This window comes from Nocardia aurantiaca (genome assembly GCF_009708175.1).
GTDB lineage: Bacteria > Actinomycetota > Actinomycetes > Mycobacteriales > Mycobacteriaceae > Nocardia > Nocardia aurantiaca.
Genome location: NZ_WMBB01000003.1, coordinates 279,855 through 296,127, shown reverse-complemented (window position 1 = coordinate 296,127; position 16,273 = coordinate 279,855). Strand labels below are relative to the sequence as shown.

The following is a 16,273-nucleotide window of genomic DNA, read 5'->3' as shown; positions in this document are numbered from 1 at the left end:
CCGATACGCCTACCGATTCGTTCGGCTTCCCCTTGTCCTCTGGGGTGCCGGCATTCGCCAGCCCTTGCCTGGGCTGAGGAGATACAGGAGAAGAATGAGCACAACAGCACGCGGCCGTTGGATCGGCGGGGGAGTCGCGTCGGCGCTGAAGGCGCTCGGAGTCTGACCCGACCCGAATCAGGGTGATCTGATCCGACACGGATCAGAGCTAGCCGGAAACGAGAAGACCGGTGCGAGCCACGAACGCGGTCCGCACCGGTTTTCTCGTTGTGCCGCTTGCTACTTCAGCTTGTCGCTCGACAGCCCCAGCACGCGCCGGGCCACGATGAGCTGCTGGATCTGCTGGGTGCCCTCGAAGATGTCGAGGATCTTCGAATCGCGGCCCCACTTCTCGAGCAGGGTGCGCTGCGAGTAGCCGGTGGCGCCGGCCAGCTCGACGGCCTTCAGGGTGACGTCGGTGCCCATGCGGCCGGCCTTGGCCTTGGACATGGAGGCCTCGAGGGAGTTGGGCTTCTTGTTGTCGGCCATCCACGCCGCGCGCAGCGACAGCAGGTAGGCGGCCTCCCAGTCGGCTTCCAGGCGGAGGAATTCCGCCGCCGCGGCGTGCTGGTTGTTGGCGGGCTTGTCGTAGGAGATCTCGACGCCCGCGTCGGTCAGCACCGTGCGGAGTTCCTCGAGGGCGGCTCGGCCGACGCCGACCGCCATGGCGGCCACTAGCGGGCGGGTGTTGTCGAACGTCTGCATGACGCCCGCGAAACCCTTCTCCACGTTGACTTCCGGCGAACCCAGGATGTTGTCCTTGGGGATGCGGCAGTCCTCGAGGCGCAGCTCGGCGGTGTCGGAGGCCTTGATGCCGAGCTTGTGCTCCAAGCGGGACACGGTGAGGCCCTTGGCATCCCGCGGGACCACGAAGGACTTGATGGCCGCGCGGCCCAGCGACTTGTCGACGGTCGCCCACACCACGATGTGGGTGGCGCGCGAACCGGCGGTCACGAAGATCTTGGTGCCGTTGAGCACCCACTCGTCGCCGTCGAGCACCGCGGTGGTGGACACGGCCGCGGAGTCGGAGCCGAAGGACGGCTCGGTGATGGCCATGGCGGCCCACACCTTGCCGAAACGCGACAACTGCTCGTCGGTGGCGACCGCGGCGATGGCGGCGTTGCCGAGGCCCTGGTAGGGGATCGACAGCATGAGGCCGACATCGCCCCACGAGGTCTCCAGCGCGTTCAGCAGCGCGGACATATTGCCGCCGTTGGTGTTACCGAGCAGCTCGGTGGCGTGCGCGTCCTTGGTGGACCCAGCGCCCTCGGTCTTCTCGCCGGCCTTGCGGCCGCCGGTGGCGCCCGAGACGTCGGCCGAGCCGGAGTCCGACAGGCCCTCGACCATGGCGGCCATGGTGTCGAGCTCGACCGGATACGCGTGCTCGGCCAGGTCGTACTTGCGCGACGCGGGACGGAAGATCTCCTGCGCGACCTGGTGGGCCTGATTGGCGCTGGCCCGCAGCTTCTTGGGGAGTTCGAGATTGATCATTGGTGGTCTCTCCGGTTGAGGTTCAGCCCCGCGACGCGCAGCGTCTCGATTGAGGGTGGCCGCGGGGACGAGGCGGGCTCAGATGAGGACGACGCCTTCGGCCACGCCGACACCGCGCAGATCGCGGTACCAGCGCTCGACCGGGTGTTCCTTGGTGAAGCCGTGACCGCCCAGCAGCTGCACGCCGTCCAGGCCGATCTGCATTCCCTTGTCGGTGGCCAGCTTCTTGGCCAGCGCCGCCTCCCGGGCGAAGGACAGCCCCTGCTCCGCGCGTGACGCACCCCGCAGAGTCACGAGACGAAGACCGTCCAGCTCGATCGCCATATTGGCGACCATGAAGGCGACGGCCTGCCGGTGCGCGATCGGCTCACCGAACGCCTCGCGCTCCTTCACATACGGAATCACGTAGTCCAGCACGGCCTGACCGGTGCCGATGGCCAGCGAGGCCCAGCCCAGGCGGGCCAGCCGCACCGCGTCGGCGTACTCCTCGGCCCGCTGCGCGCCCTCGGCGTCACCCAGCAGGGCGGTGGTGGGCACGGCGACATTGTTCAGCACCAACCTGCCCAGGCTCGCGGCGCGCATACCCATGCTCGGGTCCGCCTCGATCACGACGCCTTCGGTATCGGACTCTACGATGAAGAAGGTGGGGCGACCGTCCAGCTCGGCGGCGACGATGAACAACTCGGCGTCACCGGCGGCGGGCACCAGGGTCTTCACGCCGTTGAGGCGGAAACCACTGGGCGAGCGAGTGGCCTTGGTCTTCAGGGCGAACGGATCGAACAGGGCCTGCGGCTCGGAGATGACCACCGACGCCTGCGGCACGTTCTCACCCGTGAAGGCGCCCAGGTAGGTCCGCTGCTGGGCGTCGGTGCCCCACTGCGACAGCGCGATCGCGACACCACTCGGCGCCAGGATCGGCAGCGCCAAGCCCATGTCGCCGTGCGAGAGCGCCTCGGCCACCAGCGAATTGGTGACCGCGCCGCGCTCGGACGCCGCACCCTCGAGCTCCTCGGGCACGTTGATCAGGGTGATGCCCAGTTCGGCGGCGCGCTCGAGCAGGTCGCGCGGGGCCTTGGCGGCATTGTCGGCCTCGTACGCGGCCGGGCGCAGGATCTCCCCGGCGAACTCGCGCACCGTCTCGACGATCATCTGCTGCTCGTCGGTGGGGGTGAGGTCGAAGTAGTCCTTCTTGCGAGACTCGTTGGCGGGCAGCCGCTTCGGAGCGCCACCGCCGGCGACCTTCTCGAACACACGGGTCGCCGCGCCCAGGGTGCGGAACCCGGTCTTGGTGCCCTCGTAAGTGATTCGTTCGATCGGCTTGCGCAGCTTGTACTTCTCCGCCAGCTCCGATCCCGTGATGGTCGTCATGACCCGCATCGCCGCGCCCATCCAGTCGCGTTTGACCGGGTTGAGGCCAACGGCGGAGGTATCCCGCTTTGGTGCGGTGTCTCGAGTGCTCATAATCACCAGTTTTCTATCGAGGAGGTGGGTGATCCTGCCCAGCAATCTTACTCCTGAGTAAGGCTATCTTACTTCAGAGTAAGAACTGTCGTCGAGGGTTGTCGAACCGGCAGGTCAGGGCCGTGGTTCGAACCTACCGATCGGTTTACTCGAATCTAGTGAAACAAACACGCTTCAGAAGCTCGCGGAGTGGGCTAGGGTGTCGGCGCATAACCCGCTCCTGATGGAGGTTGTACTTATGAAAATCGTGCTCGGCACCGCGGGCATCATCGCCGCCGGTCTCTTCCTCACCGCCCCCAACGCCAGCGCCGAAGCGCTGCCACTGCAGAACGTCGACATCGGCATCACCGGTTCCGGCATCGGCCCCACCGGTTCAGGCGCGGGTGTGGACTCGGGCGCCGGTCCCGAAGCCGTGCTGGGCCTCGGCTCGGTCAATGTGGGTTCGTCCGCTCTCACCGGGCCGTTCATCGACTTCGGCTCGGTCCGCGTGCCGCTCGGCTGATACATGAGGGCGTAGCAACGCCTCCGGCGTCGGGACCGCAGCCCGCGCCGGGTACACCCGCTGAACCGGTGGTCCGGCCGCCCCGGAAATGCGACCATGACGGGGATGGAAGAGCGGCCGGCCGATGCCGTGGGTGGCGAAACCTACTGGACAGCGGGGATTTTCGCGGCATTCATGACCGCATTCTCCGACCGTTGCGGATACCACCGAGACGAGCTCTACTTTCTGGCCGCGGGACGGCGATTGGACTGGGGTACCCCGATCAGCCGCCGCTGGTGCCGCTCCTGGCCCGCGCGATGTCGGCCATCGATCCGAATTCCGTTCTGCTGCTGCGTCTCCGGCAACGCTGGCCGCGGCTGTCACAGCTTCGGCGGGCGCTACGGCCTGCCGACCCCGCACAGCGTCCACAATGCGTACTGGTGGTGGGGCCCGCCGGCGGATTCACGCGCGGTGATCGTCGTCGGCATACCCGCGGAGCGAGTGAGCCGCTTCTGCGCCGACGCGGAACCCTTGGGGGACATCGACAATGGCCTGAACATCCACAATATCGAGCAGGGGCGCGCGATCATCCTCCGCCGCACGCCCCGCCGCCCCTGGTCCGAGATGTGGCCCGCCATGCGGCACAACTCGGCTGAGGCGCAACCCGCTAGAGGCCCGATCAGGCCTGCAAGGCCGCCAGCACCTGGTCCTGCAGGTGCGAATTGGTCGCCACCGCGCTGCCGCCGTGCGGCCCCGGAACGCCGTCCAGCGAGGTGAAGGTGCCGCCCGCCTCGCGGATCAGGATGTCCAGCGCCGCCATATCCCACAGCGACAGTTCGGGTTCGGTGACGATGTCGACCGCGCCCTCGGCCAGCAGCGTGTAGCCGAAGAAGTCGCCGTACCCGCGCACCCGCCATACCTCGTCGGTGAGCGCGATGAGCTTGGCCCGCCGCCCGATCGCCCGCCAGCCCGACAGGCTGGAGATCGCCAGGCTGGCCGCGCCCAGCTCGGCCACCTCCGACACCGAGATGGCCCGGGGCTCGGCCTGCTCGAAGGTGCTCCACGCGCCGTGGCCCGAGGCCGCCCACCAGCGCCGCGCCAGCGCCGGGGCGCTGACCACGCCCACCACCGGCACGCCGTCCTCGAGCAGCGCGATGAGCGAGGCCCACACCGGCACGCCCCGCACGAAATTCTTGGTCCCGTCGATCGGGTCGATGACCCACTGCCGCCCGCTGAATTCGACGTTCCCGCCGAACTCCTCACCGAGCACCAGGTCGCCCGGCCGTTCGGCCGCGAGAATCTCCCGCACCGTTTGCTCGACCGCCAGATCCGCGTCCGACACCGGCGTCAGATCCGGCTTCGAATCGATCTTCAGGTCGAGCGCACCGAACCGCTCACGGGTAATGGCGTCGGCCGCGTCGGCCAGCTTCAGCGCGAGTTCCAGGTCAGCGGAGTATCGGGTCACGCCCCAGCACGTTAGTCCGTTCCCGTTAACAAGTGGTGTCCCGCGTCCCCAACGCCGAGTGGCACATCGGTGAGGAGATTCGTCCGGAATCCTCGCGATGGTATGCCGCTCGACGATCAGGCGGCGAGGGTGGCGCCGCGGGCGGCGGCGAGGGCGGTTGCCCACCAATGCAGTTGGTCGAGCATGCGATTGGCGGAGTCCTCATGTTCGGCGGGATCGGACAGGCTGCCGTCGGGGGCGAAGTGGAGGTAGTAACGGGGGAACGCGACGTTGTCGCGGACGGTGTGGGCGTTCAACTCGTTGAAGACCGCGCGCAGGTCTTCGATGGCGAGAAGGCCGCCGGTATTGCCGCCGTATCCGACGAACCCGATGGTCTTGCGATCCCACTGGGTGTAATGCCAATCGATCGCGGTCTTCAGAGAGGCCGGGAAGCTGCGGTTGATATCGGGCGTGACGACCACGAAGGCGTCCGCAGCGGTCAGCCGCCGGGCAAGCTCCATGCCATTGCCGGGTCGTACCGGGTTCGGCTCCATGCGCGGTGACACCGCGGGCAGGGCGTGCGGCAGGTCATACTCCGCCAGGTCGACGAGATCGATCTCGAACGCGCCGTGCAGCCTCGCCTGATCGGCGAACCAGTTCGCCACTACGGGTCCGAATCGCCCCTCACGGACGCTGCCGATGATCACCGCGAGGCGCAGGGGACTGCTGGTCATTGTGGGTCTCCTTCGAGATTCGCGCGACCGGTCGGCCGCTCGAGATCAACTCTGCGAGCCGGCGAGGGCGGTAGGGAGACCACGCTGAGAGTGGTAGTGGCAGGGACATCATAAGAGCCGCGTCCGTTGCTAGCGTCGAAATCGTGAGCGAGAACGAGCTGGGACTGTTCCTGCGCCTGCGCCGGGAAGCGGTCACGCCTGCCGAAGTGGGCCTGCCGACCGGGCCGCGCCGCCGCACGCCCGGGCTGCGCCGCGCAGAATTGGCCACGCTCGCAGGGGTTTCCGTGGAATACCTGACCCGGCTCGAGCAGGGACGCGACCGGCATCCCTCCGCGCCGGTGCTGATCGCGCTGGCCGAGGCGCTGCGGCTGACCCCGGCTCAACGCGTCCACCTGCTCGGCTTCGCCAAGGCGGGCGACCCCAACTTCAACTGCCGCGGCGGTTCCGGACCCAATCGCCGCATCCGACCGGCCGTGCGGGCCATGCTGGACCAGCTCGAACCCGCGCCCGCCGCGCTCATGAACCGCCTCACCGAGATCCTCGCGGTGACCGACGGCTACCGCGCCCTCTTCGGCCCGACCGGTCTGCTCGACGGTGGCCTCCCCGGCAGCTACGCCCACTATGTCCTGTCCGACCCCCGCGCCCGCGACGTCTATCCCGACTGGGAACACAAGGCCGACAAGGTCGTCGCCACACTCAAACAGGGCCCCGGCCGCGCCGACCCGGACGTCAACGCCCTCGTCGACGAACTCGCCGCCACCGTCGGCCCCGAATTCACCCGACGCCTCGACACCATCCCCGGTCTCCCCGACACCAATGGCGTCGGCCGCCTCACCCACCCTGAAGCCGGCCCCCTCCGCCTGGCCTACGAAACCCTCCACCTCTCCGCCGACGACGACCAGTACCTCATGGTCTACCTCCCCGCCGACGACGCCACCGCCGCCGCCCTCGACCGCCTCGTCGGCCGCCGTCCGGGCGGCCTGCGCGCCGTCGCGGGTTGATTGTCGCCGTCCGGGCCTGCGGCGGGGCTATGGGCCGATGGGTCGTCAAAAATCGGTTCGGCGCTCAACCGCTGGTGCCTGATCAGCTACGGCCCTCAGCCGTCCGCCGAAGGCTCGAAGAGGCGGCGGAGCGGCGGAGTAGTAGATTTGAACATCGTGCATCCTGACGTCTCCGCTGACTTGGCCGAACTCGACACGACTCTGAAGACCATCGAGTCTGTGCTCGACATCGACGAGCTGGCTCGCCGCATCGACGAGCTGGAACAGCAGGCGGCCGACCCGGAGCTGTGGAACAACCAGGAACACGCGCAGAGCGTGACCAGTGAGTTGTCGCACGCCCAGGGCGAACTGCGACGGGTGCGGGATCTGCGGCAGCGGCTCGAGGACCTGCCGGTGCTCTACGAACTCGCCGAGGCCGAGGAGGGCGCGGACCGCGCCGCGGCGCTCGCCGACGCCGACGCCGAGCGGACCAGCCTGCACACCGATGTCGAGGCGATGGAAGTCCGGACCCTGCTGTCGGGCGAGTACGACAAGCGTGAGGCGCTGGTCAACATCCGCTCCGGCGCGGGCGGCGTGGACGCGGCGGATTGGGCGCAGATGCTCATGCGCATGTACATCCGCTGGGCCGAGAGCCACAAGTACGCGGTCGAGATCTACGACACCTCCTACGCGGAAGAGGCGGGGATCAAATCGGCCACCTTCGCGGTGAAGGTGCCCTACGCGTACGGCACGCTCTCCGTTGAAATGGGCACGCACCGACTGGTCCGCATCAGCCCGTTCGACAACCAGGGCCGCCGCCAGACCTCCTTCGCCGAGGTCGAGGTGCTGCCCGTGGTCGAGACCACCGACCACATCGAGGTGCCGGAGGGCGAGATCCGCGTCGACGTGTACCGCTCGTCAGGTCCCGGCGGCCAGTCCGTCAACACCACCGACTCCGCGGTCCGCATCACCCACATCCCGACCGGCATCGTCGTCACCTGCCAGAACGAGAAATCGCAGCTGCAGAACAAGATTTCGGCCATGCGCGTGCTGCAGGCCAAGCTGCTCGAACGCAAGCGCCAGGAAGAACGCGCGCAGATGGACGCGCTCAAGACCAATGAGGGCGCGTCCTGGGGCAACCAGATGCGCTCCTACGTGCTGCATCCGTACCAGATGGTCAAGGATCTGCGCACCGGCTACGAGGTCAATAACCCCTCCGCCGTGCTCGACGGCGATATCGATGCTTTCATCGAATCCGGCATCCGCTGGCGCATGCGTGAGCAGGCGACAAACTAAACCTTTGTTCGGTTGCTCACTCCGATGTTCGCGGCCCGCCCCGATCTGGACCGCGGCTCCATAGACCTGTGCCTTGGAGCGCGAGCGAAGCGGAGTAGCGGAGGAGAAAGAACCGGGGTTACGAGGGCCGCGAACCGCCGGAGCGAAGCGGAGGCGAAATGGGCACACTTTTGGCCGCGGGCACCGGAGCCGATCTCGGGAACTGGCTTCGGTCCAGCGGCCTCGAGATCGTGCTGCTGATCGTCGGCGCCATGCTGTTCAGTCGCGCCGCGAATTTCGTGCGCGACAGGATCACTCGCCGGATCGACGCCGGATTCCACAGCAGCGACTCGCTGGTGCGGTCCGAGGCGGCCAAGCATCGGCACGCGCTGGCGCAGGTCATCACCTGGGTGGTGCTGTCCCTCGTCTACTTCCTGGTCTCCCTGGAAGTGCTGCGGCGCTTGGGTTTCGAGCTCGGCGGACTGGTGGCCCCGGCGGCCGTGCTCGGTGCCGCGCTCGGTTTCGGGGCGCAGCGGATAGTCCAGGACCTGCTCGCCGGATTCTTCCTGATCACCGAAAGGCAGTACGGCTTCGGCGATGTCGTGCGCATCGCGGTCACTGGCAATTCGACCGATGCCGAGGGTACGGTCGAGGACGTCACGTTGCGCATCACGACGTTGCGTAGCGCCGACGGCGAAGTGATAACCGTCCCGAACGGTCAGATCGTGAAAGTGACCAACCTGTCGAAGGATTGGGCACGCGCCGCCATCGACGTGCCCGTACCCGCGACCGCCGACATCAACAAGGTCAACGAGATCCTGCACGAGGTGGGGGCCAGTGCCTTCGCCGATCGCAAGCTCAAAGCGCTGCTGCTGGACGAGCCGAGTGTCATGGGTGTCGAAGATCTCACCGTCAACCAGATGAACATCAAGATGGTGGCCCGGACGCTACCGGGCAAACAGTTCGAAGTGGGGCGCGAGCTGCGGGTGCGGGTAGCCGCGGCACTGCGCCGGGAGGGTCTCAGTGCCGGTGTTGATCAATAGAATGCGTAAGTCCACGGCGATCCTGATCGTCGTGTGGGTAGCAACCTTCATTCTCTACATCCTCGTCAAGCCCGCCCAACACGAGACCAACAGCACCCCGCCGATCGTGAACACAATGCTCAGCAACTATCTGCCGAATACTTCGGAGCACACCCGACGCTGAAACCGAGTCAGCGCGGTGTAGTCGGCCGCGGCGTCGTGCTGGCTACACTGGCTCCCCGTGATAACCCTGCGCAACGTCACCAAGTCGTATCAGACCTCGACGCGGCCGGCGCTGGACAATGTCTCCGTCGATATCGGAAAAGGCGAGTTCGTCTTCGTTATCGGGCCCTCGGGCTCCGGAAAGTCCACGTTCATGCGACTGCTGCTCAAGGACGAGAAGCCGACCACCGGTGAGGTGTGGGTCGCCGACTTCCGGGTCGACAGGCTGCCCGGGCGCAAGGTTCCCAAACTGCGCCAGCGCATCGGCTGCGTCTTCCAGGACTTCCGGCTGCTGCAGCAGAAGACCGTCGAACAGAATGTGGCGTTCGCGCTGGAAGTAATTGGCAAATCACGAGCATTCATCAACCGCTCGGTGCCCGAGGCCCTCGACATGGTCGGCCTCGCCGGGAAGGCCGACCGGCTGCCCGGCGAACTCTCCGGCGGTGAACAGCAGCGGGTCGCGCTCGCACGCGCCTTCGTGAACCGGCCGCTGGTACTGCTGGCCGACGAACCGACCGGCAACCTCGACCCGGAGACCAGCCAGGACATCATGACGCTGCTCGAACGCATCAACCGCACCGGAACCACGGTGGTCATGGCCACCCACGACAACACCATCGTCGACGCCATGCGTCGGCGCGTGGTCGAACTGGACCGCGGGCGCATCGTGCGCGACGACGAGATGGGCGTGTACGGGGTGGGCCGGTAATGCGCGCGGGGTTCCTGTTCAGCGAGGTCTTCACCGGCCTGCGCCGCAACGTCACCATGACCATCGCCATGATCCTCACCACCGCGGTGTCGCTCACCATGCTGGGCGGCGGTCTGCTGGCGGTGCGGATGGCGGACAAGATCCAGGACTACTACGTTCAGCGCGTCGAGATCCGGCTGTATCTCGACGATCAGGTCTCGCGGACCGACCCGGACTGCACCGGGCAGCCGTGCGCCTCGCTCATGACCGATCTGAAGAAGCACTCGGATGTGGCGAGTGTGCAGTTCGTCAACAGCCAGGACGCGGTGAAGGAGGTCAAGGAGACCACCTTCAAGGATCAGCCCGGGCTCGCCGACGAGGTGAGCAAGGACGGGCTGCCCGCCTCGTTCCGGGTGAAGCTGGACGATGTCACCAAATACCGGTCCATCTACGACGATTTCTCCAAGCGGCCCGGTGTCATGACCGTGCTCAATGACATGGACATCGTGGACCGGCTGGTCAGCTTCTTCGTCGGATTGCGCAATGCCGCCTTCGGTTTGGCGGCGCTGCAAGCGCTGGCGGCGCTGCTGTTGATCGCCAATATGGTTCAGGTGGCGGCGCTGGCGCGGAAGACCGAGGTCGGGATCATGCGACTGGTCGGCGCGACGCGGTGGTACACGCAGCTGCCGTTCCTGCTGGAGGCGGTGCTGGCCGCGCTGGTGGGATCGGTGCTGGCGGTGGCCGGTTTGTTCGTGGCACAGCCGCTGGTGATCAACCGAGCGCTGGGGTCGCTGTTCAACGACCAGGTGCTGCCGCGGATCTCGGGCGACGATATCGCGGCCGTCGCGATGATCGTCACACCGATCGGTATCGGATTCGCCGCTCTCACGGCGTATGCCGCATTGCGGTACTACGTTCGCGAGTGACTTTCATTCTGTGCCATTCGTGGAGTGCCCGCATTCATGTGGGCACTCCACGAAGACGTTTCTTCCCGTACGGGGCGCGAAGTTCGGCGCATACAGGCCAACGAGGTTCGGGTGTCGGATGGTGTCCGTAGGATTGCGGGCGTGAGTGCGCCGGAGGTCGAGACCGTGGTCGGAAACCTGATGGACGCCGGAAGTGATCCGGCACACCAGGTTTTGCGAAAGACCTTCGGGTACGACAGTTTTCGCGGGCCGCAGCGGGAGATCGTCGACCAGGTGATCTCCGGCGGCGATGCGCTGGTGCTGATGCCCACCGGCGGCGGTAAGTCGTTGTGTTATCAGATTCCGGCGCTGGTGCGGCCGGGTGTGGGCGTGGTGGTCTCGCCGCTGATAGCGCTCATGCAGGACCAGGTGGACGCGCTCAATGCCGTCGGTGTGCGGGCCGGCTTCCTGAACTCGACGCAGTTCCCCGACGAACGGCGCACGGTCGAGGCGCAATTCGTGGCGGGGGAGCTTGATGTGCTCTACCTCGCGCCGGAACGGCTGCGGCTGGAGGCCACGGCGCAGCTGCTGGACCGCGGCAAGATCTCGGTCTTCGCCATCGACGAGGCGCACTGTGTCTCGCAGTGGGGCCACGACTTCCGGCCCGACTATCTCGGCCTGTCGGTGCTGCACGAGCGGTGGCCGGATGTGCCGCGCATCGCGCTCACCGCGACCGCGACCGAGGCCACCCGCAAGGAGATCGCCGAGCGGCTGGATCTCACCCGTGCCAAGCACTTCGTGGCCAGCTTCGACCGGCCCAATGTCCAGTACCGGATCGAGGCCAAGAATCGGGCCGAGCACCAGCTGCTTTCGTTCATCCAGAGCGAGCACGCCGGTGACGCGGGCATCGTGTACTGCCTGTCGCGGAACTCGGTGGAGAAGACCGCCGCGTTCCTGACCGCGAACGGCGTGGAGGCGGTGCCGTACCACGCGGGCCTGGACAATCGCACCCGCGCGACCAACCAGGCGCGGTTCCTGCGCGAGGACGGTCTCGTCGTGGTCGCCACCATCGCGTTCGGCATGGGTATCGACAAGCCGGATGTGCGTTTCGTCGCGCACCTGGATCTGCCCAAGTCGGTGGAGGGCTACTACCAGGAGACCGGCCGCGCCGGGCGTGACGGGCAGCCGTCCACCGCGTGGATGGTCTACGGCCTCAGTGACGTTGTGCAGCAACGGAAGATGATCGACTCCTCCGACGGCGACGCCATGCACCGCCGTCAGCTGCAGCTGCATCTGGACGCCATGCTCGCGCTCTGCGAGACCGTGCAGTGCCGCCGCGTCCAGCTGCTCGCCTACTTCGGCCAGCAGGGTGAGCGCTGCGGCAACTGCGACACCTGCCTCAACCCACCAGAGGCGTGGGATGGCACCGTGCCCGCCCAGAAGGTGCTGTCCACAGTGTTGCGGCTGAAGCGGGAACGCGGCCAGAGCTTCGGCGCGGGACACATCGTGGACATTCTGATCGGCAAGCGCAATCCCAAGGTGGAGCAGCATGCCCATCACGAGCTCAAGGTCTTCGGCATAGGCACCGAACTGCGCGATATCGAATGGCGCGGGGTGATCCGCCAGCTGTTGGCCCAGGGCCTGCTCGCCGTGCACGGCGACTACGGCGTGCTCACCCTCACCGAGGCCAGCAACCAGGTGCTGTTCGAGAAGCGCCAGGTCATGTTCCGCCGCGAACCCGAACGCGCCAAGGCCGCTCGAACATCCAAGCCCGCCAAGGCATCCCGCCTCGCCGCCGGCGACCTCGGCCAGTCCGACACCGACCTGTTCGAAAAGCTCCGCGCCTGGCGCGCCGCCACCGCCAAGGAGCAGGGCGTCCCCGCCTACGTCGTCTTCCACGACGCCACCCTCCGCGAAATCGCCACCCGCAAACCGGCCACCCTGTCCGATCTCGCGGGCATCTCCGGCATCGGTGAGAACAAGCGCGCAAAGTACGGCGAGGGAGTGCTGGAAGTGGTCGCCGCCGCGGATGGCTCAGCGCGTGCCGGCGCCGGCCGCTCTACCGCTGTCCAGAGCGGTTCGGCCGAGCCCGCCCGGGGAGACTCGGTGGGGCCCGCCGGCGGCGCTGTGGATACTGCCTCGGATGGCTCGGCTGGTGCTGTCGCGACGGGCACAGCAGCGCGTGGTTCGGCCGGCGGCGGCCAATCCGCGGGCACGACGATCGAAACAGCAAGCCCCGCACCGGCTTCCAGAGGCTCGGCGGCCGCTTCGACCGGTTCGCCGACGGCTTCGTCCACCGGATCGAGGTACGCCACCGCCGCAGGCTCCGCCCGCGAGTCAGGTGCGCGGGGCACCGCCGCGCGGCAGGGCGGGACGGCTGCCCGTGGGTCCGCACCCGGCTCCATTGCGTCCGAACCGCGACCGTCCCGTTTCGGCGCACTATCCGCCGCAGGCCGGGGTCCGAACTCCGTGGCGCCGTCCGACTTCGCTCCGGCCGACGACATTCCCTGGCCCGACGAGGCACCGCCGGACTACGACGAGCTGCCGCCGGACTACCAGTAGACAGTCGTGGCCATGAAACTCCACATGTCGCAGGTCGCGGCCGAGATCCTGGCACACCTGCGCGACGCCGGGTTCCCGGCGGAGGGCGCGGCGAATCGCCAGGTGCTCGCCCTGGCCGAAGAGGCGGGCGAGTTCGTCGGCGCCTACCGTCGCTGGTCCGGACAGGCCCGCCGCACAGGCACATTCGACGAGATGAAGGCCGAGCTGGCGGATGTGGTCATCACCGCGTGGGTGGCCGCCGCCGAACTCGGAATCGATCTCGACGCCGCGGTGGCCGACAAGCTCGCCGTGATCTACGACCGGGGCTGGCGCGAGAAAGGCCCACCGAGCTGATCGTCCGGGTGCTCGCGGCAGTATCGGTGAGCTCGCGCACGTCCATTAGCAGGCGATTTGGTTGCTGGGCGGCGGCAGGATAAGCTTTCGGAGCTGCCGCGGTCCACGGATCGCAGTGAGCGACCTGGTCCCGTCGTCTAGCGGCCTAGGACGCCGCCCTCTCAAGGCGGTAGCGCGGGTTCAAATCCCGTCGGGACTACTGCGAAAGGCCCTTCAGTGAATTCTGAAGGGCCTTTCAGCATTTCATCGTCTCCGTCTCGCGCACGGAAAATCATTGGCGCGCATGCGGTGCGCTGGCTACTTTGATCTCGGCCGTTACCAAGGGGCGCTCCGGAATCTCCGGGCCGCGTTCCCCGCATCGGGGCGGTCACTCACTGGTAACGCAGATTCGATCTGCCGAGGTTCGACTCCTTGACGTGATGCGCCCTGTCCGGTCGTGGGCGGTATCGCGGCTCTGCGAGCTCTCCGTCCCTGGACGGGGGAGGCTCCCGCCGCGTGCCGTGACCGGGCAGGGCGTATCCGGTCGTGCCCGATGCCAAATGGGGGAAGGAGATTGGAATGTTCATGACGACGATGTTCACGAAGACGTATGTGACCGTCATGGATTGGCAGCGCACCCTGCTGTACCGCGACGGGGTCCTGGCGGAAGTATTGGAACCGGGCCGCCACCGCTACGACGACAAGCGCTGCACGCTGGTCACGGTCGATATGCGTCCCCGCATGCTGCACGTCGGCGGCCAGGAACTGCTGACCGCGGACGGCCTGACGTTGCGGGTGAGCTTCGCCGCCGATTGGGTGGTCACCGATCCGGTCGCATTCACCACCGGCGCGCAGAACGCCGAGGTCGTGCTCTACGGCGCGGTGCAGGAGGTGGCCCGCGACCTGGTGGCCGCGCGCACCCTCGACGAGCTGATCGCAGACCGTGCCGTGCTCGGCAGCGGCAAGGAGGCGGTCGCGGCCGCGGTCGACCCGCTCGGCATCCGGGTCGAGGCCGTGCGCGCCAAGGACCTCATGCTCCCGGGCGAGCTGCGCAAGGCCGCCCTCGAAACGGTGCTGGCCCGCGAACGCGGTCGCGCCGAGCTCGAGCGCGCTCGCGCCGAGGCCGCCGCCCTGCGCTCGCTGGCCAATACCGCCAAGCTGCTCACGGACAACCCGGTCCTGCTGCGCCTGCGTGCCCTCCAGGTCGCGGCCACCCCGGGCGCCAAGGTCGTCCTCGACTCGCGCGTGGCCGAGTGAGCCACGAATCGGAACAAGGTACGCGGCGGCGCGGTTGATATACGAGGCTCGATCCCGCGACCGTGCGAGACCGAGCCGGAGCATTCGTAAGCTGGTTGGGCACTCCGGGCAGTGACGGGACGATTGAGGAGACATGAAGGAAAAGGGGCGCAAGGTCATCGCCAGCAACAAGAAGGCGCGGCACAACTACGCGATCCTCGAGACCTACGAAGCCGGGGTCGCGCTGGTCGGTACCGAGGTGAAGAGCCTGCGCGAGGGTAAGGCCTCGCTGGTCGACGCCTACGCCTCCATCGACGACGGCGAGGTGTGGCTGCGCGGACTCCACGTACCCGAGTACGGGCACGGCACCTGGACCAACCACGCGCCGCGGCGAACCCGCAAGTTGCTGCTGCACCGCCGCGAGATCGACAAGCTGCTCGGCAAGACGAAGGAGTCGAGCCTGACTCTGGTCCCACTGTCGATGTACTTCTCCGACGGCAAGGTGAAGGTGGAACTGGCTCTGGCCAAGGGTAAGCAGGACTACGACAAGCGCCAGGACCTGGCCCGACGCGACGCCGAACGTGAGGTCACCCGCGAACTGGGCCGCCGGATCAAGGGCATGCGCGGCTGAGCCCGCGCCGCCCCCGGGGATCCCGGTCGGTGGTGCGTCGAGGGAATGAATCAAGGTTTGTTCGGTGTTAGGATAGGTAGCCCGGTGAGAGCCGGGTAGTTCATCTGAATCGGTGAACACAGACGGGGCTGAACGGTTTCGACTGCGTACGTTGATTCAGGGGAAGCGTGTCGGTGCAGGCAGAAGACCACCGTATAAGCGTCGCTGTAACCCTATAAGCGCCGATTCCAATCAGCGCGACTACGCTCTCGCTGCCTAAGCAGTAGAGCGTGTCTGTCAGCCCGGGTTCGCCCTCGACCCGGTCCCTGGCATCAGCTAGAGGGCTCTACCGTCCGACCCGGTCGCGGGGCCGGACGGGACATCTCACAGCGACTGGGATCGTCATCTCGGCTGGTTCGCGTGACCGAGAGATCCGAGCAGAGACATAGCGAACTGCACACGGAGAAGCCCTGAAGATGCGGCGGAGGACCCGGGTTCGATTCCCGGCAGCTCCACCAGGTTTGCCATTGCGCGAACACTGTTTCTCAAGGCCCTGGCTGGCGGTTTACCGCCGGTCAGGGCCTCTTTCTTGTCTGCAGTCCCCCGCTGCCGTCGCATCGGTCGGGAACCATCGTCCCCTCGGGGGCGCCTCTGTTCCGGCGGGATCGAGGATCACCAACCGGTCGGCGCACTCGGCCGGTAGCCGGTCCAGGACGTGGCAGGCCAGGTCGCCTTGGCAGTCCAGCAGCACCATTCCGCGCCCGGCGGCGGCTTCGGCGAGGGTGAGATTGGCCGGAAAGTCGACTTGCCG

14 protein-coding genes, 1 tRNA gene, 1 other RNA gene and 1 pseudogene are annotated in these 16,273 nt (G+C 67.2%); 13 read left to right on the top strand and 4 right to left on the bottom strand.

The genetic code is table 11. From position 1 onward, the window contains the following. Positions 1-279: 279 nt before the first annotated feature. Entirely contained in the window at positions 280-1,530 is a 1,251-nt protein-coding gene (locus tag GLP40_RS07575; protein ID WP_154787116.1) for an acyl-CoA dehydrogenase family protein, read from the bottom strand. 78 nt (positions 1,531-1,608) lie between these two features. Next, positions 1,609-2,997 (bottom strand): acyl-CoA dehydrogenase family protein, encoded by a 1,389-nt coding sequence (locus GLP40_RS07570; RefSeq protein WP_407671542.1) that lies wholly within the window; start codon positions 2,995-2,997, stop codon positions 1,609-1,611. 232 nt (positions 2,998-3,229) lie between these two features. Here GLP40_RS07570 and GLP40_RS07565 point away from each other — a divergent pair, with 232 nt between their 5' ends. After that, positions 3,230-3,493 (top strand): hypothetical protein, encoded by a 264-nt coding sequence (locus tag GLP40_RS07565; RefSeq protein ID WP_154787114.1) that lies wholly within the window; start codon positions 3,230-3,232, stop codon positions 3,491-3,493. Positions 3,494-4,151: 658 nt separating this feature from the next. Here GLP40_RS07565 and hisN read toward each other — a convergent pair. Together hisN and GLP40_RS07555 are read right to left on the bottom strand one after the other, a co-directional pair. Then, positions 4,152-4,937: a histidinol-phosphatase gene (gene hisN, locus GLP40_RS07560; protein WP_328289827.1), complete on the bottom strand. Its 786-nt coding sequence runs from the start codon at positions 4,935-4,937 to the stop codon at positions 4,152-4,154. Between the two features lie 116 nt (positions 4,938-5,053). After that, positions 5,054-5,650 carry an NADPH-dependent FMN reductase gene (locus GLP40_RS07555; protein WP_154787113.1) on the bottom strand — a complete coding sequence of 199 codons (597 nt, stop codon included), beginning with the start codon at positions 5,648-5,650 and terminating at the stop codon, positions 5,054-5,056. A gap of 143 nt (positions 5,651-5,793) precedes the next feature. Between GLP40_RS07555 and GLP40_RS07550 the strand changes: the two genes are divergently transcribed. The 12 genes and pseudogenes from GLP40_RS07550 to ssrA all read left to right on the top strand — a co-directional run bounded on the left by GLP40_RS07550 (position 5,794) and on the right by ssrA (position 15,980). Beyond that, positions 5,794-6,651 carry a helix-turn-helix transcriptional regulator gene (locus GLP40_RS07550; protein ID WP_328289826.1) on the top strand — a complete coding sequence of 286 codons (858 nt, stop codon included), beginning with the start codon at positions 5,794-5,796 and terminating at the stop codon, positions 6,649-6,651. A gap of 156 nt (positions 6,652-6,807) precedes the next feature. Continuing rightward, complete coding sequence (prfB, locus tag GLP40_RS07545; RefSeq protein ID WP_328289825.1) at positions 6,808-7,926, top strand: peptide chain release factor 2; 1,119 nt, start codon at positions 6,808-6,810, stop codon at positions 7,924-7,926. A 158-nt stretch (positions 7,927-8,084) separates the two neighbouring features. Further along, positions 8,085-8,948, top strand: coding sequence for a mechanosensitive ion channel family protein (locus GLP40_RS07540; RefSeq protein WP_154787111.1), 864 nt, complete (start codon positions 8,085-8,087; stop codon positions 8,946-8,948). 1 nt (position 8,949) lies between these two features. Next, positions 8,950-9,111, top strand: coding sequence for a hypothetical protein (locus tag GLP40_RS07535; protein ID WP_154787110.1), 162 nt, complete (start codon positions 8,950-8,952; stop codon positions 9,109-9,111). 57 nt (positions 9,112-9,168) lie between these two features. After that, a complete protein-coding gene (gene ftsE / locus GLP40_RS07530) occupies positions 9,169-9,858 on the top strand; it encodes a cell division ATP-binding protein FtsE (protein ID WP_033090942.1) in 690 nt (229 codons plus the stop codon). Next, the gene (ftsX, locus tag GLP40_RS07525; RefSeq protein WP_154787109.1) at positions 9,858-10,763 is read left to right on the top strand and encodes a permease-like cell division protein FtsX; all 906 of its coding nucleotides are present in this window, start codon (positions 9,858-9,860) and stop codon (positions 10,761-10,763) included. The genes ftsE and ftsX overlap by 1 nt, the downstream gene beginning before the upstream one ends. A 180-nt stretch (positions 10,764-10,943) precedes the next feature. After that, positions 10,944-12,767 (top strand): annotated as a pseudogene (gene recQ, locus GLP40_RS07520) (DNA helicase RecQ); the annotation flags it as partial. Positions 12,768-13,316: 549 nt separating this feature from the next. Then, the gene (locus tag GLP40_RS07515; RefSeq protein WP_154787108.1) at positions 13,317-13,637 is read left to right on the top strand and encodes a MazG nucleotide pyrophosphohydrolase domain-containing protein; all 321 of its coding nucleotides are present in this window, start codon (positions 13,317-13,319) and stop codon (positions 13,635-13,637) included. Between the two features lie 126 nt (positions 13,638-13,763). Beyond that, a tRNA-Glu gene (locus GLP40_RS07510) sits at positions 13,764-13,836 on the top strand. A 359-nt stretch (positions 13,837-14,195) separates the two neighbouring features. Then, on the top strand, positions 14,196-14,873 hold the full coding sequence (locus GLP40_RS07505) for a slipin family protein (RefSeq protein WP_154787107.1): 678 nt from the start codon (positions 14,196-14,198) through the stop codon (positions 14,871-14,873). A 133-nt stretch (positions 14,874-15,006) separates the two neighbouring features. Beyond that, entirely contained in the window at positions 15,007-15,483 is a 477-nt protein-coding gene (gene smpB, locus GLP40_RS07500; protein ID WP_154787106.1) for an SsrA-binding protein SmpB, read from the top strand. 124 nt (positions 15,484-15,607) lie between these two features. After that, positions 15,608-15,980, top strand: a transfer-messenger RNA (tmRNA) gene (ssrA, locus tag GLP40_RS07495). Positions 15,981-16,273: the final 293 nt, after the last annotated feature.

Bases quoted from the DNA above. Each gene is read 5' to 3' on its own strand.
- GLP40_RS07575 (WP_154787116.1), bottom strand. From the start codon at position 1,530: ATGATCAATCTCGAACTCCCCAAGAAGCTGCGGGCCAGCGCCAATCAG.
- GLP40_RS07565 (WP_154787114.1), top strand. From the start codon at position 3,230: ATGAAAATCGTGCTCGGCACCGCGGGCATCATCGCCGCCGGTCTCTTC.
- GLP40_RS07555 (WP_154787113.1), bottom strand. From the start codon at position 5,650: ATGACCAGCAGTCCCCTGCGCCTCGCGGTGATCATCGGCAGCGTCCGT.
- GLP40_RS07540 (WP_154787111.1), top strand. From the start codon at position 8,085: ATGGGCACACTTTTGGCCGCGGGCACCGGAGCCGATCTCGGGAACTGG.
- GLP40_RS07535 (WP_154787110.1), top strand. From the start codon at position 8,950: ATGCGTAAGTCCACGGCGATCCTGATCGTCGTGTGGGTAGCAACCTTC.
- ftsX (WP_154787109.1), top strand. From the start codon at position 9,858: ATGCGCGCGGGGTTCCTGTTCAGCGAGGTCTTCACCGGCCTGCGCCGC.
- GLP40_RS07515 (WP_154787108.1), top strand. From the start codon at position 13,317: ATGAAACTCCACATGTCGCAGGTCGCGGCCGAGATCCTGGCACACCTG.
- GLP40_RS07505 (WP_154787107.1), top strand. From the start codon at position 14,196: ATGTTCATGACGACGATGTTCACGAAGACGTATGTGACCGTCATGGAT.
- smpB (WP_154787106.1), top strand. From the start codon at position 15,007: ATGAAGGAAAAGGGGCGCAAGGTCATCGCCAGCAACAAGAAGGCGCGG.